Consider the following 18,489-nt stretch of genomic DNA (forward strand, 5'->3'; position numbering starts at 1 on the left):
CTTCGACCCAAAACTTGTTTTGCATTGGGGCGCAAAATATGATGTGTTACTCTTTGTCTAATTTATATTTACTAAGGTCCATTCCAAAACTTAAACCTTTAATATTCACAAGCTCCTCTAATTCAGTAAGTGATTTTTTTCCAAAGTTTCTAAACTTCATTAAATCATTTTTATTAAAAGACACTAAGTCTCCTAATGTATCTACCTCGGCTGCTTTAAGGCAGTTAAGGGCACGAACTGAAAGATCCATGTCGATAAGTTTTGTTTTCAATAATTGACGCATGTGTAGCGACTCTTCATCGTAAGTCTCAGTTTGCGCAATCTCATCCGCCTCTAATGTAATACGCTCATCAGAGAATAACATAAAGTGGTGGATTAGAATTTTTGCAGCTTGAGTGAGTGCATCCTGCGGATTTATCGATCCGTCAGTAATAATTTCAAATACTAGTTTTTCGTAGTCTGTTTTCTGCTCTACACGGAAATTTTCTACGCTGTACTTTACATTTTTGATTGGTGTGTAAATAGAATCTGTAAAAATTGTACTTACAGCTGCTGAGGATTTTTTGTTTTCTTCAGCAGGTACATAACCTCTACCCTTTTCTATAGTAAGCTCCATAGAAATATTAACCTTTGGATCTAAATTACAAAGGACTAGATCAGTATTCAAAATTTGAAATCCTGAGATAAATTTCTGGAAATCTCCGGCAGTGATTTTATCTTGTCCTGAAATTGAAATTGAGACAGATTCGTTATCTACTTCGTCGATTTGACGCTTGAATCTTATCTGTTTAAGGTTCAAAATGATTTCTGTAACGTCTTCAACGACACCAGAAATTGTAGAAAATTCGTGATCTACGCCTTCAATCTTAACTGAAGTAATTGCAAATCCTTCAAGAGATGATAGTAAAACTCGTCTCAAAGCATTTCCTACGGTCAATCCGTAACCAGGTTCTAGGGGTCTGAATTCGAATTTACCTTCGTAATCCGTAGAATCTATCATGATGACTTTGTCGGGCTTCTGAAAATTTAAAATTGCCATATTGCTGTGTGTTTCAGTTAATTATTTAGAATACAATTCGACGATGAATTGCTCATTGATGTTTTCTGGAATTTGGATTCTTGCTGGTACAGATACAAAAGTTCCAGATTTTGTATCGTTGTTGAATGTAATCCATTCATATACTGCAGAAGACCCTTCAAGAGATGTATTGATTGCCTCAAGTGATTTAGACTTTTCGCGAACCGCTATAACATCTCCAGCTTTTAGGCTGTATGATGGGATGTTTACAACACCTCCGTTTACTGTAATGTGTCTGTGAGAAACAAGTTGTCTAGCACCTCTTCTTGAACGGGATAAGCCCATTCTATACACTACGTTATCCAATCGTGATTCACAAAGTTGAAGCAGAACTTCACCAGTAATACCTTGTGCAGCTGTTGCTTTTTTGAATAAGTTTCTGAATTGTCTTTCAAGAATACCATAGGTATACTTCGCTTTTTGCTTCTCCATTAATTGAATAGCATATTCAGATTTTTTGCCACGGCGTCTGTTATTTCCGTGTTGTCCTGGAGGATAATTTCTTTTTTCAAAAGACTTATCTTCTCCGAAGATCGCTTCGCCAAATTTTCGGGCGATTTTTGTTTTAGGACCAGTATATCTTGCCATTTTGTTTTGTGTTTGAAGAGGTCTTGGGAATTAAGGTCTTTATCTTATCCTTCGCCAATTGTTAATCCTCTCGATTATACTTATTTATTAATATTAAACTCGACGTCTTTTAGGAGGTCTACATCCATTGTGCGGAGTTGGTGTCACATCGATAATTTCTGTAACTTCAATGCCGCCGTTATGGATGCTTCGGATAGCAGATTCTCTACCATTCCCAGGACCTTTAACATAGACTTTTACTTTTTTAAGGCCTGCTTCTTTAGCAACACCAACAGCATCTTCAGCTGCCAATTGAGCAGCATAGGGCGTGTTTTTCTTTGACCCACGGAAACCCATTTTCCCAGCGGAAGACCATGAAATCACGTCTCCTTTTTTATTGGTCAACGAAATGATGATGTTGTTGAATGAAGCCGTGATATGGGCTTCTCCAGTTGATTCTACGATTACCTTTCTTTTTTTAGTACTTGACTTTGCCATATTACTAATTATTATTTAGTTACTTTTTTCTTGTTAGCAACTGTTTTTCTTTTACCTTTTCTTGTTCTGGAGTTGTTTTTGGTACGTTGACCGCGAAGTGGTAATCCAGATCTGTGGCGGATTCCTCTATAGCAACCAATGTCCATAAGGCGCTTGATATTCAGTTGTGTTTCTGAACGCAATTCACCTTCAATTGTGTAGCTTCCAACAGCATCACGGATTTTCCCAATTTCTTCATCGGTCCAATCGGATACTTTTGTACTCTCATCTACTTTAGCTGTTGCTAAAATCTCTTTAGCACGGCTTCTACCAATTCCATAGATATATGTCAATGAAATTACTCCTCTTTTTTGTTTTGGGATGTCTACCCCTGCAATTCTAGCCATAATTAACCTTGTCTTTGTTTGAATCTAGGATTCTTTTTGTTGATTACGTAAAGTCTTCCTTTTCTTCGTACGATTTTGCAATCTGCACTTCGTTTTTTAATTGATGCTCTTACTTTCATCTTACTTATTTTTAGTATCTATAAGTTATTCTCGCCTTAGATAAATCGTAAGGACTCATTTCTAATTTAACTTTATCTCCAGGCAATAACTTAATGTAATGCATGCGCATTTTCCCTGAGATGTGTGCGGTCACGATGTGACCATTTTCCAATTCAACACGAAACATCGCATTTGATAATGCTTCGATGATTGATCCGTCTTGTTCTATTGCTGGTTGTTTTGCCATAGTATATAAATTTTAAGCGGATTTTCTGTTTTTACCTGTTTTCATAAGACCGTCATAATGTTTATTCAACAGATAAGAATTTACTTGTTGCATTGTATCAATAGCAACTCCCACCATAATAAGAAGGGATGTCCCTCCAAAGAATAAGGCCCAACCAGCTTGAATATTCATAATCTGAACAATAATTGCAGGAAAAACAGCAATCAAAGCCAAGAATATGGAACCAGGCAAAGTAATTTGGGACATAATTTTATCCAAATATTCTGATGTTTCTGACCCTGGTCTAATACCAGGAATGAAACCACCACTTCTCTTCAAATCGTCGGCCATTTTATTGGTTGGTACTGTAATCGCTGTATAGAAGTAAGTAAATACAATAATCAACAGTCCAAATACAATATTATACCAAAGACCAAACATACTGTTCCCTGCAAAGTTAGCGACAAGCCATTGCCCTACCGTTGAATCTTTTAAGATATCTAATCCACCAACAAGCCCAGGAACAAACATAATTGCTTGAGCAAATATGATAGGCATCACGCCAGAAGCGTTGAGTTTTAATGGAATATATTGTCTAGATCCCATGATGCTCTTTTCATAACTGCCAGAAGCTGTACGTCGTGCATACTGAACTGCAATTTTTCTAACTGCCATAACCAGCATCACAGATGCTAGTATAATAGCAAACCAGATCACCAACTCAATTAATATTTTGATTAAACCGCCTTGAGATTGATTTACTGCTGAATCAAATTCTTGAGCAAAAGACAAAGGCATATTTGCTATGATTCCAACCATAATTAGGATAGATATTCCATTTCCAACTCCTTTATCTGTAATTTTTTCCCCTAGCCACATTGCAAAAATACAGCCTGTAACTAAAATAATCACTGAAGAGAAATAGAATACTCCACTCTGGCCAAGTGTAAATGCCTGAGTCCCACCCATCAGACTAGGTAAACTAGCTAAGTATGCAGGCGCTTGTACCAAACAAATACCAATGGTTAGCCAACGAGTAATTTGTGTAATTTTTTTCTGTCCACTCGCTCCTTCTTTTTGTAATTTTTGCAGATAAGGAATCGCAATTCCCATCAACTGAACAACAATAGATGCAGAAATGTACGGCATAATTCCTAAGGCAAATACGGATGCTTTTGCAAAAGCACCTCCGGTGAACGCGTTAAGAAGTCCCAAAAGACCAGAATCTGTATTGGAAGCTAGTGAACCAAGTTGAGTAGCGTCGATACCAGGAAGAACGACTTGAGCTCCAAAACGATACACCAACAACAGGCCAAGAGTCAGAATGATTCTGTCTTTCAGTTCTGTGATTTTCCATACATTTTTTAGTGTCTCTATAAATTTCATTCGTCGGACTTTATAACGTTACTGCTTCTCCACCTGCAGCTTCAATTGCAGCTTTTGCTGTTGCTGTGAATTTATGTGCAGATACTTTTAATTTTGCTTTTAATTCGCCTCTTCCTAAGATTTTTACCAATTCATTTTTGCGCGCAAGGCGTAGTTCTACAATTGTAGTAAAATCCAATTCCGATTTTATTTTCTTTTCGTCAACCAATTTCTGAAGCGTATCAAGGTTGATTCCTTGGTAGTCTTTTCTATTGATATTTGTAAACCCAAACTTAGGAACACGTCTTTGAAGCGGCATTTGCCCACCTTCAAAACCAATTTTTCTAGAATATCCAGAACGAGATTTAGCGCCTTTGTGGCCTCGTGTGGCGGTACCGCCTTTACCAGAACCTTGTCCTCTACCAACGCGTTTTCCTTGATTTTTAACTGACCCTTCAGCAGGTTTTAAATTACTTAAATTCATTTTCAGTATATTGTTTGATTAAGCTTCTTGAACAGAAACTAAATGTTTTACTTTATTGATCATCCCCAAAATGTTTGGCGTGTCTTCGTGCTCAACTGTTTGACCAATCTTTTTTAGCCCAAGAGCTTCTAACGTAAGCTTTTGTCTTTTGGTGCGGTTGATTGCACTTTTTTGTTTTGTTACTTTTATCTTAGCCATGCTGTCTAATATATTAACCGTTAAACACTTTTTCAAGAGAAACTCCACGATCACGTGCAATTTTCTTGGCATCTCTTAGTTGTAAAAGGGCATCGAATGTAGCCTTTACAACATTGTGTGGGTTCGATGAACCTTGTGATTTAGAAAGCACATCGTGGACGCCTACTGCTTCCAGTACGATGCGTACAGCACCCCCTGCAATAACTCCTGTACCAGGTGCTGCTGGGATGATGTTAACACGTGCACCGCCATATTTACCTTTTTGTTCGTGAGGTAAAGTTCCTTTTAAAAGCGGTATACGAACTAAGTTTTTCTTAGCATCTTCTACAGCTTTTGCAATTGCACTTGCTACGTCTTTTGATTTTCCTAATCCATGACCAACTACGCCTGCTTCGTCTCCTACAACAACAATAGCTGAAAATCCGAATGCTCGACCCCCTTTGGTCACCTTTGTAACTCTTTGTACACCTACCAATCGGTCTTTAAGCTCTAAGCCGCTTGGTTTTACTAGTTCTGCACTTTTGTATTTTTGATACATATCTCTTTAAAATTTAAGTCCGGCTTCTCTAGCGCCTTCTGCTAATGATTTTACTCTACCGTGGTATAAATAGCCACCTCTATCAAAAGTGATGTTTGAAACACCAGCTTTAAGGGCTTTTTCACCAATTGATTTACCCACTAAAGTAGCGACTTCAGTTTTGGTACCTTTTGCAGTACTTAAATCTTTGTCTCTAGATGAAGCTGCTGCGATTGTCTCGCCAGTTACATCATTAACCAATTGAGCGTAAATTTCTTTATTACTTCTAAAAACAGCTAAACGAGGCTGGGCGTTTGACCCAGTAACCGTTTTTCTAATTCTGTTTTTTATACGTTGTCTTCTTTCGTTCTTTGTTAGTCCCATAATCTTAGTTATTACGCTGATTTACCTGCTTTTCTTCTTATTTCTTCACCAACGAATTTAATTCCTTTTCCTTTGTATGGCTCAGGTTTTCTGAACCCACGAATTTTGGCGGCAACCTGTCCAACAAGTTGCTTGTCAAAAGAAGAGAGTTTGATGATTGGGTTTTTCCCTTTCTCAGATATTGTTTCAACTTTCACTTCAGGAGCAATATTCAAAACAATATTATGTGAGAATCCTAGTGCCAAATCAAGTTTGTTTCCTTGGTTTGATGCTCTGTATCCTACACCAACAAGTTCTAATTCTTTAGCCCAACCAGTGGTTACACCATGAATCATATTATTCACCAAAGCTCTGTATAAACCATGCTTGGCTTTGTGTTCTTTCTTTTCAGAGTTTCGTTCAACTTTAAGCGTGTTTTCTTCTATCTTAAAGCTAACTCCAGAATACTCTTGTGTCAACTCCCCTAATTTACCTTTGACCGTAATGGTGCTTTCGGCAATATCGATAGTGACTCCTTCTGGTACTGAAATTGGATTATTTCCTATTCTTGACATTTCTTAATACTTTAAAATTAGTAAACGTAACATAAAACTTCCCCACCTACATTTTCGCGCTGAGCTTGCTTACCGGTCATTACCCCACGAGAGGTAGAAACGATTGCAATTCCAAGACCGTTTAGGATACGAGGCAGTTCCTTGGAACTAGCGTATTTACGTAAACCAGGCTTACTGATGCGTTGAATTTTTTTGATAACTGATTCTTTGGTGTCTTTGGTGTACTTTAAAGCAATTTTAATTACACCTTGACTAGTTGTATCATCAAATTTGTAACTTAAAATATATCCTTGATCGAATAATATTTTAGTCATTTCTTTCTTTAAGTTAGAGGCAGGTATCTCCACCACTCTGTGGTTGGCTAAAACTGCGTTTCTAATTCTTGTTAGATAATCCGCTATTGGATCTGTATTCATAGTTATTAATTTGCGGTTTTGGTTTTCTATACTTAAGAACCTGAAACCAATTTATAATTCTAATTTGTTGTTTTTACCAGCTTGCTTTCCTCACACCTGGGATAAGCCCTTTGTTAGCCATTTCTCGAAACATTACTCTTGAGACACCAAATTGACGCATATAGCCTTTTGGACGTCCAGTAAGTTTACAACGGTTGTGCATACGAATTGGTGAAGCATTTGCAGGAAGTTTTTGTAATCCTTCATAGTCACCAGCTTCTTTTAGCGCTTTACGTTTTGCAGCGTATTTGGCTACTGTTTTTGCACGTTTCACCTCACGGGCTTTCATTGATTCTTTTGCCATAGATTAGTTCTTTTTAAAAGGTAACCCTAGTTCTGTTAATAATGATTTTGCTTCTTTGTCTGTCTCGGCAGAGGTGACAAAGGAAATGTCCATCCCTGAAATCTTGTTGACTTTGTCAATATTAATTTCTGGAAAAATAATTTGCTCTGTGATCCCTAGAGTGTAGTTTCCACGTCCATCAAAGCCATTTGCTTTGATGCCGTTGAAATCACGTACACGTGGCAGCGCTGAAGTAACCAATCGGTCCAAAAATTCATACATGCGCTCTCCTCTAAGTGTAACCTTAACACCGATAGGCATCCCTTTACGGAGCTTAAAAGATGCAACGTCTTTTTTCGATATTGTAGCCACAGCTTTCTGTCCTGAAATTTTTGTGATTTCTTCAACAGCGTGGTCTATTAGTTTTTTATCAGCAACTGCAGCACCTACCCCTTTGGAGATTACGATCTTTTGGAGTTTAGGAACTTGCATTACATTTTTGTAACCGAATTCTTCTGTAAGAGCAGACATTACTTTGTCTTTATACTCTTGTTTCAATCTTGGAATATACGTCATAACGTTTATATTACTTCGTTAGATTTTTTTGCATAGCGCACCTTCTTACCATCTTCCATTCTATATCCAACTCGTGTAGCTTCGCCTTTTGAGTTGATTAAGGATAGGTTAGAAATTTGAAGTGCTGCTTCTTTTTCTACTATGCCACCTTGAGGGTTTTGTGCGTTAGGTTTCATATGCTTTTTGATCATATTCACACCCTCTACTATGGCTTTATTTTTGTCGATGAGCACAGTAAGGACTTTACCTTCAGAGCCTTTGTGGTCTCCTGCGATCACGCGTACTGTATCTCCTGTTTTTATCTTTAGCTTTCCCATGGTTGTTTTATATTAAAGCACTTCAGGTGCTAATGAAACAATTTTCATGAATTTTTTATCACGAAGTTCTCTTGCTACTGGTCCAAATACACGTGTTCCTTTCATTTCACCATTAGCGTCTAAAAGCACACAAGCATTGTCATCAAAGCGGATGTATGAGCCGTCTGGTCGACGTACCTCTTTTACAGTACGTACAACAACTGCTGTAGATACTGCACCTTTTTTGACATTGCCATTTGGTGTAGCGTCTTTAACAGAAACAACTATTTTATCTCCCAATGAAGCATATCTACGTTTTGTACCCCCTAAAACACGAATGGTCAATACTTCTTTTGCTCCAGTATTGTCAGCTACTTTTAATCTTGATTCTTGTTGTACCATAATTACTTAGCTCTTTCAATAATTTCTACTAATCTCCAACACTTTGACTTACTTAAGGGTCTAGTTTCCATAATCCTTACAGTATCGCCTTCGTTGCAGTCATTTTGCTCGTCGTGCGCTACGTACTTTTTTGTCTTTAGTACGAACTTTCCATACATAGGGTGTTTAACTTTCTTCACTTCAGAAACCACAATAGATTTCATCATTTTGTTACTTGTAACAATTCCTATACGTTCTTTTCTTAAATTTCTTTTTTCCATCTTTCAACAAATACAATTATTGTACGTCTCTTTTAGTTAGCTCTGTTGCCAATCGTGCTACACTACGTCTTACATTACGCAGTTGGATTGGATTTTCTAGCGGTGATATTGCATGTGTCATTTTTAAATCGACATATGCTTTTTTCGTGTCACTAAGTTTTTCTTGCAACTCAGCCGTTGATAATTCTTTAATTTCAGATTGTTTCATAATTTCAATAAATTAAGCCTCGTAATCTCTGGCAATTACAAATTTGGTTTTAACTGGTAATTTTTGAGCTGCTAATCGGAGAGCTTCTTTAGCAACTTCGATTGGCACACCACCAACTTCAAAAATGATTCTTCCCGGCTTGACAACAGCTGCCCAATACTCTACGGCACCTTTACCTTTACCCATACGTACTTCAAGAGGTTTTTTGGTGATTGGCTTGTCTGGAAATATTTTTATCCAAAGCTGACCTTCCCTTTTCATATAACGAGTAGCTGCAATACGAGCGGCTTCAATTTGACGTGAAGTCAAAAAATTTGAATCTAATGATTTTATACCAAACATTCCACTAGAAAGACGGTGTCCTCGTCCGGAATTTCCTTTCATGCGTCCTTTCTGGACTTTACGGAATTTTGTTCTTTTTGGTTGTAACATTTTCTTTTATTTAAAAAATTACTTTCTACGACGATTTTTGGAATTTGAGCGTCCTCCACGATCTTGTTTTTTGGATAAACCAACAAGTGGAGACAATTCTCTTTTTCCATAAACTTCACCTTTCATAATCCACACTTTTATACCCAAACGACCATAAGTTGTGTGTGCCTCTACAAGAGCATAATCAATATCAGCTCTGAACGTAGACAATGGAATTCTACCTTCTTTATAGTGTTCGTTTCGTGCCATTTCAGCTCCGTTCAATCGTCCACTAATTTGAATTTTGATTCCCTCTGCATTCATACGCATAGTTGCTGCTATAGCCATTTTGATAGCACGCTTGTAAGAAATACGGTTTTCAATCTGACGTGCTACGCTTGAAGCAACAAGAAAAGCATCAAGCTCTGGACGCTTGATTTCAAAGATGTTCAATTGGATATCTTTTCCTGTTAGTTTTCTAAGCTCTTCTTTTAACTTATCTACTTCTTGTCCACCTTTACCAATGATGATCCCCGGACGAGCCGTGGTGATGGTAATGGTTACAAGTTTGAGAGTACGTTCTATAATAACTCTGGAAACACTAGCTTTTGCTAAACGTACAAAAATGTATTTTCTGATTTTATCATCTTCAGCAAGTTTATCTCCATAATCGTTTCCTCCATACCAGTTCGATTCCCATCCTCTGATAATTCCAAGGCGATTCCCTATTGGATTTGTCTTCTGTCCCATCTATTATTTACTTTCTGTGTTATTATTATTTGCTCCAAGTACAACAGTAACGTGGTTGGAACGTTTTCGAATTCGGTGAGCACGTCCTTGCGGTGCTGGTCTTAATCTTTTGAGCATTGACCCTCCATCAACTCTAATTTCTTTGATGAATAAATCAGCAGCTTCAATATCAGCATCTTCGTTTTTGGCTTGCCAGTTGGCAACAGCCGAAAGTACTAGCTTTTCTAGCCTACGGGAGGCTTCTTTTTGACTGAATCTCAAAATATTAAGAGCTCTCTCTACTTTTTCTCCACGAATAAGGTCTGCGACTAAGCGCATCTTTCTTGGTGAGGTAGGACAATTATTAAGCTTTGCAAAAGCAACTTGCTTTTTATCGGCTTTGATTGTGTCTGCCATTTGTTTTTTACGACTTCCCATAGCGCTTATTTTTTACCTTTATTTTTTGCACCAACATGACCTCGGAAAGAACGAGTTGGTGAAAATTCTCCTAACTTATGTCCTACCATGTTTTCTGTAACATATACAGGTACAAATTGGCGGCCATTGTGTACTGCAATAGTTTGTCCAACAAAATCTGGTGTAATCATACTGGCTCTAGACCAAGTTTTGATAACTGTCTTTTTGTTTGCTTCAACGTTTGCAGCAACTTTCTTTTCTAACTTATAATGAACGTAAGGTCCTTTTTTTAGTGATCTTGCCATGTCTTATTATTTCTTTCTACGTTCTACAATATATTTATTACTTGCTTTGGTTTTAGAACGAGTTCTGAAACCTTTTGCAGGAATACCATTTCTTGATCTTGGATGTCCTCCGGAAGATTTCCCTTCACCACCACCCATAGGGTGATCGACTGGGTTCATCACAACTGGTCTAGTTCTTGGACGTCTTCCTAACCATCGGCTACGTCCTGCTTTACCAGATACCAGTAGTTGATGATCAGAATTTGATACAACTCCAATAGTAGCGTAACAATCCAATAAAAGGAGGCGTGTTTCGCCAGATGGAAGTTTTACGGAAGCAAATTTTCCGTCTCTTGCCATTAATTGAGCAAATGCTCCAGCACTACGCGCCATAACTGCGCCTTGTCCTGGACGAAGCTCAATACATGAGATTATAGTTCCTAATGGAATTTGACTCAATGGCATCGCGTTCCCAACTTCGGGAGCTATGTTTTCGTTACCAGAAACTACAGTCTGCCCTACTTTAAGGCCGTTCTGAGCAATGATGTAGCGCTTTTCGCCATCTTGGAAATTAAGAAGTGCAATGAATGCAGTTCTGTTTGGATCGTACTCAATAGATTTCACCTCCGCTGGAATTCCAGTTTTGTTTCTTTTGAAATCGATAATTCGGTACTTTTTCTTGTGACCACCACCAATGTAGCGCATGGTCATCTTTCCTTGACTGTTTCTACCACCTGAGCGTTTTTTCGGAGCCAAAAGGCTTTTTTCCGGCTTGTCAGTAGTAATGGCGTCAAATCCATTAACTACTCTAAATCGCTGGCCCGGTGTAATCGGTTTTAATTTTCTTACTGACATTTCTAATTAGATATTAGCGTATAAATCAATTGTTTCACCTTCCTCCAGTTGTACAATTGCCTTTTTAGTTGCATTTGTTTTACCATGTTGAATCCCCGTTTTTGTGTATTTGGTTTTTCGATCTGGACGGACATTTATTGTTCGAACTTTGGCTACAGAAACACCGTAAGCAGCTTCAACTGCTTTTTTGATTTCTACCTTGTTCGCCTTTGTATTCACCAAAAAGCTAAAACAGTTTCTTAACTCGCTGTCTAAGGTCGCTTTTTCTGTGATGATGGGTTTAATTAAGATACTCATGGTGTTCTTATTTACTTAAATTCGATTCAATTCCTTCTACTGCACTTTCTAATAGCACAACTTGGTTGGCGTTTAGAATTTTATAAGTGCTTAATTCTGAGTTAGTTATAACTTCAGAGCCTTTTAAATTGCGCGACGACAAATATACATTATTATTCGGCGCTCCCAAGACAAACAAAGACTTTTTGCTCTCTAGGTTTAATGCTTTTAAAACAGCTGTGAACTCTTTCGTTTTTGGAGCCTCAAAATTGAAGTCCTCCAAAACCGTGATGGCTTTTTCTTGAGCCTTAATGGTAAGCGCTGACTTTCTAGCTAAACGCTTTACATTTTTATTCAATTTAAAACCGTAGTTTCTTGGTCTAGGACCAAAAATACGACCACCACCTTTAAAAACTCCAGACTTGATGCTACCAGCACGGGCAGTACCTGTTCCTTTTTGTTTTTTAATTTTTCTTGTACTACCAACAATTTCGGCACGTTCTTTGGCCTTGTGCGTTCCTTGGCGTTGATTGGCCAAGTATTGCTTCACGTCCAAATAAACGGCGTGATTGTTTGGTTCTATAGCAAACACATCGTTAGAAAGGTCTGCCTTTCTTCCTGTGTCTTTTCCGTTGATGTCTAAAACTGCTACTTTCATTATTTCTCGATCTTTACGTAAGCGTTTTTGTGACCAGGAACGCATCCCTTAACAACAATTAAGTTTTGATCCGCTACTACTTTTAAAACTCTTAAATTTTGAACTTTCACTGTATCAGTACCCATACGCCCGGCCATTCTCATGCCTTTAAAGACACGTGCAGGGTAAGATGCTGCTCCAATAGACCCAGGTGCTCTAAGTCGGTTGTGCTGACCGTGCGTCGCTTGACCTACACCACCAAATCCATGGCGTTTTACAACCCCTTGAAAGCCTTTACCTTTACTTGTTCCAGTGACATCTACAAATTCACCTGCTTCGAAGTGCTCGACCGTGATGGTGTCACCTAATTTGTACTCCTCATCAAAACCTTGAAATTCCGCGACTTTTCTCTTAACAGATGTACCAGCTTTTTTGGCATGACCAAGTTCAGCTTTTGTAGCACTTTTTTCTGTCTTGTCATCGAAACCTAATTGAACCGCTTCATAGCCGTCCTTTTCTTCAGTTCTGACTTGGGTAACAACGCATGGCCCAGCTTGAATGACGGTACATGGCATGTTCTTGCCATTCTCGTCAAAAATGCTGGTCATTCCGATTTTCTTTCCTATTAACCCAGACATAATTATTAATTTATTATTTAACTTTAATTTATTTTACTTCAAAAAATAAGGGTCAAAATACGCTTCAACCCTTGAATTGTATTTTTTCCGTTTTTCCTTTGCACGCAGCGCAGGACATGTTTTGCTGAATCATGTTCAGCGCATTCATTAGACTTTAATTTCAACTTCAACACCACTTGGCAACTCTAGTTTCATCAGCGCATCAATTGTCTTTGAAGATGAACTATATATATCAAGTAGTCTTTTGTATGAACTTAACTGAAATTGCTCTCTCGACTTTTTATTAACGTGAGGAGATCGCAATACAGTAAATAATTTTTTGTGCGTTGGTAAAGGAATTGGACCTGTAACGACAGCACCGGTACTTTTTACGGTTTTAACAATCTTGTCAGCAGATTTATCTACTAAGTTATGATCGTAAGACTTTAATTTTATTCTAATTTTTTGACTCATGTTCTAAACTTTTAAGATTGAACTCCTTTTGCTTCTTTAATTACTTCTTCGGAGATGTTGGACGGTGTTTCAGCGTAGTGTGAAAACTCCATCGTTGATGTTGCACGACCAGAAGAAAGTGTTCTTAGGGTAGTAACATAACCAAACATTTCAGAAAGTGGAACTGTAGCTTTTACAGTTTTCGCTCCTGCTCTATCGCCCATGTCACTTACTTGACCACGGCGACGGTTAAGGTCACCAACAATATCACCCATATTTTCTTCAGGTGTAATAACCTCAAGCTTCATAATAGGTTCCATGATAACCGCTTTGGCAGCTTTTGCTGAATTTTTAAATCCAAGTTTAGCAGCCAACTCAAAAGAAAGCTGATCAGAATCCACATCGTGGTAAGATCCGTCAGTAAGCGTCACTTTCATAGCGTCTACTTCATATCCAGCTAATGGTCCATTTTGCATGGCCATTTTGAATCCTTTTTCTACAGAAGGAACAAACTCTTTAGGTACATTACCTCCTTTGATTTCGGAAACAAATTCTAATCCTTCTTTTCCTTCCTCTGCAGGCTCCAAAGTAAATACAATATCTGCAAATTTACCTCGTCCACCAGATTGTTTCTTGTACACCTCTCTGTGTTGTGCACGTTGAGTAATTGCTTCTTTGTACTCTACTTGTGGTTGACCTTGACTGACCTCAACTTTGAACTCACGTCTCAATCGGTCTACAATAATATCTAAGTGCAACTCGCCCATACCAGAGATTATGGTTTGGCCAGATGCTTCGTCAGTACGAACAGTAAAGGTTGGATCTTCTTCCGCAAGTTTTCCAAGTGCCATACCTAACTTATCGACGTCTGCCTTTGTTTTAGGTTCAACAGCAATACCAATTACTGGATCTGGGAAATCCATAGATTCCAAAACAATTGGATGCTTTTCGTCTGTCATGGTGTCCCCCGTTTTGATGTCTTTGAATCCGACGGCTGCGCCAATATCTCCTGCTTCAATAAAATCAATAGCATTTTGCTTATTGGAGTGCATTTGATAGATACGAGAAATACGTTCTTTTTTACCTGAGCGGTTGTTCAAAATATAAGAACCAGCATCTAAACGACCAGAGTAAGCTCTAAAGAAAGCTAAGCGACCAACGAATGGATCTGTAGCAATTTTAAATGCTAGTGCCGCAAACGGCTCTTTTACGTCTGGCTTACGCACTTCTTCTTGTTCAGTATCAGGATTTACACCAACAATTCCTTCTTTATCAGTTGGAGAAGGAAGGTAACGGCATACGGCATCTAATAAGAATTGAACCCCTTTGTTTTTGAAGGCTGAGCCACATACCATTGGAATGATGGCCATATCCATGACGGCAGCTCTAAGTGCAGCATGCACTTCATCTTCCGTAATAGAATCTTCATCTTCCATAAATTTTTCAAGAAGGTTTTCGTCATAAGTCGCCACTTCCTCGATAAGGAGTGCACGGTACTTACGCGCTTCTTCTTTCATGTCTTCAGGAATATCGACGATATCAAAAGTAGAACCTTGTGTTTCGTCGTGCCATACAATAGCACGATTTTTGACGAGGTCAATTACTCCTTTAAAGTCTGCTTCATCACCAATGTTAAGAACAATTGGAACTGCATTAGACTTCAGCATGTCTTTTACTTGTTGACAAACACCAAGGAAATTAGAGCCTTGACGGTCCATTTTGTTTACAAATCCAATACGTGGCACCTTGTAGTTGTCTGCAAGTCTCCAGTTTGTTTCTGATTGAGGCTCAACACCGTCAACTGCGCTAAACAGGAATACAAGCCCATCCAATACACGTAAAGATCTGTTTACCTCAACGGTAAAATCAACGTGACCAGGTGTGTCTATAATATTGAAGTGATATCCTTTTGTTTCGTTTGTTGGCTGACCGTTTTCTGTGGGAAACTTCCAAGTACAAGTTGTTGCAGCAGAGGTAATGGTAATTCCACGCTCTTGCTCTTGTTCCATCCAATCCATTGTTGCAGCACCGTCATGCACTTCACCAATTTTGTGTGAAACTCCTGTATAATAAAGAATACGCTCAGTTGTAGTGGTTTTTCCTGCATCAATGTGCGCAGCAATACCTATATTTCTAGTGAATTTTAAATCTCTTGCCATTTCTGATTAGAATCTAAAGTGTGAAAATGCTTTATTCGCTTCGGCCATTTTGTGGGTGTCTACGCGTTTCTTAACGGCAGCACCTTCTTCTTTAGAAGCCGCTAAAATTTCTGAAGCTAGCTTTAAGGCCATCGATTTTTCGTTTCTTTTTCTAGAATAACTAATCAACCACTTCATGGCTGTAGAAATTTTTCTGTCTGGACGAATTTGCATAGGGATTTGAAAAGTAGCTCCCCCAACACGACGGCTACGCACTTCGACGTGCGGCATTACGTTGGATAAAGCATCTTTCCATATTTGTAAAGCAGTTTTTTCTTCGTCAGTATTTTTTTCTTCTACAATGTCAATCGCATCGTAAAATACTTTGAACGCTACAGATTTCTTACCATCCCACATCATCATGTTGACGAAACGCGTCACGAGCTGATCGTTGAATCTTGGATCTGGTAAAAGCGGTCTTTTTTTCGCCTGTCTTTTTCTCATGTCTTCTCTTTAAAGTGTTTTAAATTACTTTTTTGGGCGTTTTGCACCATACTTAGAACGACGTTGTGTTCGGCCCTCTACACCTGCTGTGTCGAGTGCGCCACGTACAATGTGGTATCTAACTCCTGGCAAATCTTTTACCCTTCCACCTCTAACTAATACTATCGAGTGCTCCTGGAGGTTATGTCCTTCACCGGGGATGTAAGCATTTACTTCATTACCATTGGTTAACCTTACCCTTGCAACTTTACGCATTGCAGAGTTTGGTTTCTTTGGCGTTGTTGTGTAAACACGCGTACATACACCACGACGTTGTGGACAAGAATCCAAAGCAGCCGATTTACTCTTCTTAGTTAATTTGGCTCTTCCTTTTCTTACTAATTGTGATATTGTTGGCATAAATTATAACTATAATTTTTTCAATCCTCTTCTTAGAGGGCTGCAAAGGTAAGCATTAAAATCAATTATTCAAATACTAGAACCTATATTTTTAGAATAATATCGCTTTTTTTTTGTCCATATATATTTTGACACTTTTTTGCGTTAGTTTTACATCAAACTTTTATTCTTGAAATCCAATCATTTAATTCCATTAATTATTTTGCTGTGCTGTGCCTGTTTTTGGACAGCTCATGCCCAAGAATTAACGCTCAAAATTAATACTGAAATTGAAGCCAATCAACATGTCATTGATGAATTGGGATACAGCAAAATTTTTGAGGACATGGCTATGGCTGAATTAGAAATTGAACGCGTTCAAAAAAAACTTACTGAAATTGGCTACATAAATATTCAAATCGTCTATCAAAAAGTCGGAAAAAGCAGCATCAACGCAAAACTAAGCCTTGGGCAAAAATACAATACCGTTGATATTTTTGGGCCACTAAAATATTTTGAAGAATTGGGCTACAACCCACTTAAGGAAGCAGAAAAAGAAATCTCTTTTGTGCGCATTCCAATCGAAAATCTAGCCTATGTATTAAGCGAAGTTTCTAAGTTGTTAGCGGATGAAAGCTATGCATTTGCTGCGGTTCGACTCGACAACCTAAAACCGAATGGAGGTAAATCATTACGTGCGGATTTAATTATTGATAAAGGAAACAAACGCAGTATTCAAGGAATTAAAGTTTTGGGGTATGAAAAATTCCCGAAAAGCTACATTTCTCATTTTTTGGGTATAAAAACCCAAAAACCTTTTAGCTTAGAGCGTGTAAAATCAAAAATGGAACTTCTACAGCAGCTTCCTTTTGTACGCCAAAAACGAGCTGCAGAAGTACTGTTCACTCCAGACACCACGCGTGTTTACCTGTACTTAGAAAAAATTAAAAGCAATCGCTTCGATGGATTTTTAGGTTTTGGGTCGAACGAAGAGACCGGAGCGATTGAATTTGATGGTTACTTAGATTTGACCCTTATCAATAACCTCAATTTTGGCGAGTCTTTTAAACTCAATTACAAAAGCGACGAAAACGAACAAAAAACCTTTAATGCAACATTAGAGATGCCCTATATTTTTGGCAGTCCAATAGGCAGTTCTCTCGATCTAAATATATTTAAAAAAGACACCACTTTTACGACAACACAACAGCGTATAAAACTATTTTATCCGTTTGGAGACAAACAACAAATAGGGATTGAATTGCGCAACCTACAGTCCAATGTACTAACTGAAAACACCTCCAATGAAATCGAAGATTATGACAGTCAATTTTATGGACTAAATTACCAGTACATCAAGCGTCAAAAAAACAACGCATTATTTCCAATAAAAAGCCAACTCAAATTTACTGCTGGTTTGGGTCAAAGATCAACAACTGAAACGAATGAACAGCGGCACCTCCAACTCAAAGCCCATCACATCGTACAGCTCAATCCCAAAAACAGTATTTTCCTAAAACTTCATTTGGAAGAACTTGACTCAGACCAGTACCTATTCAATGAACTCATTAGGTTTGGAGGGATTAATTCTGTTCGAGGATTTGAAGAAAATAGCTTATTTGCCACGCGTGTTGGAGTCCTTTGTACAGAGTACCGTTATCAGCTAAGCCCTTCTTTATTTGTTCACAGTATTATTGATGCGGGGTACATGCAGGACGCCCAACTGAGCAACCAACAGCTTTACGGCTTCGGATTTGGATTTGGCCTGCGCACCAATGCCGGACTCTTACGCTTTAACTATGCCAACGGCAAACCCAAAAATCAAAGGTTTAATTTTTCGAATTCTAAAATTCATTTGAGCCTAACTACTACTTTTTAGGCGTGAACAAGATTAAAGGATCAAACCACTACAACAAATGCCTATAGAGATTTCTGGGCCTTTGGAGATCAGCCA

Annotated in this window: 32 protein-coding genes; 1 reads left to right on the forward strand and 31 read right to left on the reverse strand. The window is 38.3% G+C overall.

The features are described 5' to 3' along the window. Positions 1 to 46: 46 nt before the first annotated feature. The 31 genes from FORMA_RS03650 to rpsL all read right to left on the reverse strand — a co-directional run bounded on the left by FORMA_RS03650 (position 47) and on the right by rpsL (position 16,556). Positions 47 to 1,039: a DNA-directed RNA polymerase subunit alpha gene (locus FORMA_RS03650; protein WP_069674374.1), complete on the reverse strand. Its 993-nt coding sequence runs from the start codon at positions 1,037 to 1,039 to the stop codon at positions 47 to 49. A 21-nt stretch (positions 1,040 to 1,060) separates the two neighbouring features. Further along, positions 1,061 to 1,666 (reverse strand): 30S ribosomal protein S4, encoded by a 606-nt coding sequence (rpsD, locus tag FORMA_RS03655; protein ID WP_069674375.1) that lies wholly within the window; start codon positions 1,664 to 1,666, stop codon positions 1,061 to 1,063. Between the two features lie 93 nt (positions 1,667 to 1,759). Beyond that, positions 1,760 to 2,143 (reverse strand): 30S ribosomal protein S11, encoded by a 384-nt coding sequence (gene rpsK, locus FORMA_RS03660; RefSeq protein WP_069674376.1) that lies wholly within the window; start codon positions 2,141 to 2,143, stop codon positions 1,760 to 1,762. 11 nt (positions 2,144 to 2,154) lie between these two features. Further along, positions 2,155 to 2,529, reverse strand: coding sequence for a 30S ribosomal protein S13 (rpsM, locus tag FORMA_RS03665; protein ID WP_069674377.1), 375 nt, complete (start codon positions 2,527 to 2,529; stop codon positions 2,155 to 2,157). A 2-nt stretch (positions 2,530 to 2,531) separates the two neighbouring features. Beyond that, entirely contained in the window at positions 2,532 to 2,648 is a 117-nt protein-coding gene (ykgO, locus tag FORMA_RS09190) for a type B 50S ribosomal protein L36 (RefSeq protein ID WP_010519235.1), read from the reverse strand. 11 nt (positions 2,649 to 2,659) lie between these two features. Continuing rightward, positions 2,660 to 2,875, reverse strand: a complete 216-nt coding sequence (infA, locus tag FORMA_RS03670; protein WP_069674378.1) for a translation initiation factor IF-1 — start codon at positions 2,873 to 2,875, stop codon at positions 2,660 to 2,662. A 12-nt stretch (positions 2,876 to 2,887) separates the two neighbouring features. Next, on the reverse strand, positions 2,888 to 4,240 hold the full coding sequence (gene secY / locus FORMA_RS03675; RefSeq protein WP_069674379.1) for a preprotein translocase subunit SecY: 1,353 nt from the start codon (positions 4,238 to 4,240) through the stop codon (positions 2,888 to 2,890). A 10-nt stretch (positions 4,241 to 4,250) separates the two neighbouring features. Further along, complete coding sequence (gene rplO, locus FORMA_RS03680) at positions 4,251 to 4,703, reverse strand: 50S ribosomal protein L15 (protein ID WP_069674380.1); 453 nt, start codon at positions 4,701 to 4,703, stop codon at positions 4,251 to 4,253. An 18-nt stretch (positions 4,704 to 4,721) separates the two neighbouring features. After that, positions 4,722 to 4,901: a 50S ribosomal protein L30 gene (gene rpmD / locus FORMA_RS03685; protein WP_069674381.1), complete on the reverse strand. Its 180-nt coding sequence runs from the start codon at positions 4,899 to 4,901 to the stop codon at positions 4,722 to 4,724. Between the two features lie 13 nt (positions 4,902 to 4,914). Beyond that, entirely contained in the window at positions 4,915 to 5,439 is a 525-nt protein-coding gene (gene rpsE, locus FORMA_RS03690) for a 30S ribosomal protein S5 (RefSeq protein ID WP_069674382.1), read from the reverse strand. Positions 5,440 to 5,445: 6 nt separating this feature from the next. Next, entirely contained in the window at positions 5,446 to 5,802 is a 357-nt protein-coding gene (gene rplR / locus FORMA_RS03695) for a 50S ribosomal protein L18 (RefSeq protein WP_069674383.1), read from the reverse strand. 11 nt (positions 5,803 to 5,813) lie between these two features. Next, entirely contained in the window at positions 5,814 to 6,356 is a 543-nt protein-coding gene (gene rplF, locus FORMA_RS03700) for a 50S ribosomal protein L6 (protein WP_069674384.1), read from the reverse strand. Positions 6,357 to 6,373: 17 nt separating this feature from the next. Further along, complete coding sequence (gene rpsH / locus FORMA_RS03705; RefSeq protein ID WP_069674385.1) at positions 6,374 to 6,772, reverse strand: 30S ribosomal protein S8; 399 nt, start codon at positions 6,770 to 6,772, stop codon at positions 6,374 to 6,376. 73 nt (positions 6,773 to 6,845) lie between these two features. Beyond that, positions 6,846 to 7,115, reverse strand: a complete 270-nt coding sequence (rpsN, locus tag FORMA_RS03710; protein WP_069674386.1) for a 30S ribosomal protein S14 — start codon at positions 7,113 to 7,115, stop codon at positions 6,846 to 6,848. Positions 7,116 to 7,118: 3 nt separating this feature from the next. Further along, on the reverse strand, positions 7,119 to 7,670 hold the full coding sequence (rplE, locus tag FORMA_RS03715) for a 50S ribosomal protein L5 (RefSeq protein ID WP_069674387.1): 552 nt from the start codon (positions 7,668 to 7,670) through the stop codon (positions 7,119 to 7,121). A 5-nt stretch (positions 7,671 to 7,675) separates the two neighbouring features. Next, positions 7,676 to 7,987, reverse strand: a complete 312-nt coding sequence (rplX, locus tag FORMA_RS03720; protein ID WP_069674388.1) for a 50S ribosomal protein L24 — start codon at positions 7,985 to 7,987, stop codon at positions 7,676 to 7,678. 12 nt (positions 7,988 to 7,999) lie between these two features. Then, complete coding sequence (rplN, locus tag FORMA_RS03725) at positions 8,000 to 8,368, reverse strand: 50S ribosomal protein L14 (protein WP_069674389.1); 369 nt, start codon at positions 8,366 to 8,368, stop codon at positions 8,000 to 8,002. A gap of 2 nt (positions 8,369 to 8,370) precedes the next feature. Beyond that, positions 8,371 to 8,628 (reverse strand): 30S ribosomal protein S17, encoded by a 258-nt coding sequence (gene rpsQ, locus FORMA_RS03730; RefSeq protein WP_069674390.1) that lies wholly within the window; start codon positions 8,626 to 8,628, stop codon positions 8,371 to 8,373. Positions 8,629 to 8,644: 16 nt separating this feature from the next. Then, on the reverse strand, positions 8,645 to 8,836 hold the full coding sequence (rpmC, locus tag FORMA_RS03735; protein ID WP_069674391.1) for a 50S ribosomal protein L29: 192 nt from the start codon (positions 8,834 to 8,836) through the stop codon (positions 8,645 to 8,647). Positions 8,837 to 8,848: 12 nt separating this feature from the next. Beyond that, positions 8,849 to 9,268, reverse strand: coding sequence for a 50S ribosomal protein L16 (gene rplP / locus FORMA_RS03740; RefSeq protein ID WP_069674392.1), 420 nt, complete (start codon positions 9,266 to 9,268; stop codon positions 8,849 to 8,851). Between the two features lie 18 nt (positions 9,269 to 9,286). Then, a complete protein-coding gene (gene rpsC / locus FORMA_RS03745; RefSeq protein WP_069674393.1) occupies positions 9,287 to 9,997 on the reverse strand; it encodes a 30S ribosomal protein S3 in 711 nt (236 codons plus the stop codon). A gap of 3 nt (positions 9,998 to 10,000) precedes the next feature. Then, a complete protein-coding gene (gene rplV / locus FORMA_RS03750; protein ID WP_069674394.1) occupies positions 10,001 to 10,414 on the reverse strand; it encodes a 50S ribosomal protein L22 in 414 nt (137 codons plus the stop codon). 5 nt (positions 10,415 to 10,419) lie between these two features. Beyond that, positions 10,420 to 10,698 (reverse strand): 30S ribosomal protein S19, encoded by a 279-nt coding sequence (gene rpsS / locus FORMA_RS03755; protein WP_069674395.1) that lies wholly within the window; start codon positions 10,696 to 10,698, stop codon positions 10,420 to 10,422. A gap of 6 nt (positions 10,699 to 10,704) precedes the next feature. Next, positions 10,705 to 11,532 carry a 50S ribosomal protein L2 gene (rplB, locus tag FORMA_RS03760; RefSeq protein WP_069674396.1) on the reverse strand — a complete coding sequence of 276 codons (828 nt, stop codon included), beginning with the start codon at positions 11,530 to 11,532 and terminating at the stop codon, positions 10,705 to 10,707. 6 nt (positions 11,533 to 11,538) lie between these two features. Further along, a complete protein-coding gene (gene rplW, locus FORMA_RS03765; RefSeq protein WP_069674397.1) occupies positions 11,539 to 11,829 on the reverse strand; it encodes a 50S ribosomal protein L23 in 291 nt (96 codons plus the stop codon). Between the two features lie 7 nt (positions 11,830 to 11,836). Continuing rightward, positions 11,837 to 12,466, reverse strand: coding sequence for a 50S ribosomal protein L4 (gene rplD / locus FORMA_RS03770; RefSeq protein ID WP_069674398.1), 630 nt, complete (start codon positions 12,464 to 12,466; stop codon positions 11,837 to 11,839). Beyond that, complete coding sequence (gene rplC, locus FORMA_RS03775; RefSeq protein ID WP_069674399.1) at positions 12,466 to 13,083, reverse strand: 50S ribosomal protein L3; 618 nt, start codon at positions 13,081 to 13,083, stop codon at positions 12,466 to 12,468. Before rplC ends, rplD begins: the two co-directional genes overlap by 1 nt. 147 nt (positions 13,084 to 13,230) lie before the next feature. After that, the gene (gene rpsJ / locus FORMA_RS03780; protein WP_044626940.1) at positions 13,231 to 13,536 is read right to left on the reverse strand and encodes a 30S ribosomal protein S10; all 306 of its coding nucleotides are present in this window, start codon (positions 13,534 to 13,536) and stop codon (positions 13,231 to 13,233) included. A gap of 11 nt (positions 13,537 to 13,547) precedes the next feature. After that, positions 13,548 to 15,674: an elongation factor G gene (fusA, locus tag FORMA_RS03785; protein WP_069674400.1), complete on the reverse strand. Its 2,127-nt coding sequence runs from the start codon at positions 15,672 to 15,674 to the stop codon at positions 13,548 to 13,550. A 6-nt stretch (positions 15,675 to 15,680) separates the two neighbouring features. Then, positions 15,681 to 16,157, reverse strand: a complete 477-nt coding sequence (rpsG, locus tag FORMA_RS03790; protein ID WP_069674401.1) for a 30S ribosomal protein S7 — start codon at positions 16,155 to 16,157, stop codon at positions 15,681 to 15,683. Positions 16,158 to 16,181: 24 nt separating this feature from the next. After that, complete coding sequence (gene rpsL / locus FORMA_RS03795) at positions 16,182 to 16,556, reverse strand: 30S ribosomal protein S12 (protein ID WP_069674402.1); 375 nt, start codon at positions 16,554 to 16,556, stop codon at positions 16,182 to 16,184. 169 nt (positions 16,557 to 16,725) lie between these two features. On the opposite strand from rpsL, the gene FORMA_RS03800 reads away from it, so the two are divergent. Next, positions 16,726 to 18,414 carry a BamA/TamA family outer membrane protein gene (locus FORMA_RS03800; RefSeq protein ID WP_083236550.1) on the forward strand — a complete coding sequence of 563 codons (1,689 nt, stop codon included), beginning with the start codon at positions 16,726 to 16,728 and terminating at the stop codon, positions 18,412 to 18,414. The last annotated feature ends 75 nt before the right edge of the window (positions 18,415 to 18,489 follow it).

Source organism: Formosa sp. Hel3_A1_48 (assembly GCF_001735715.1).
In the GTDB taxonomy this organism is placed as follows: Bacteria; Bacteroidota; Bacteroidia; order Flavobacteriales; family Flavobacteriaceae; genus UBA3537.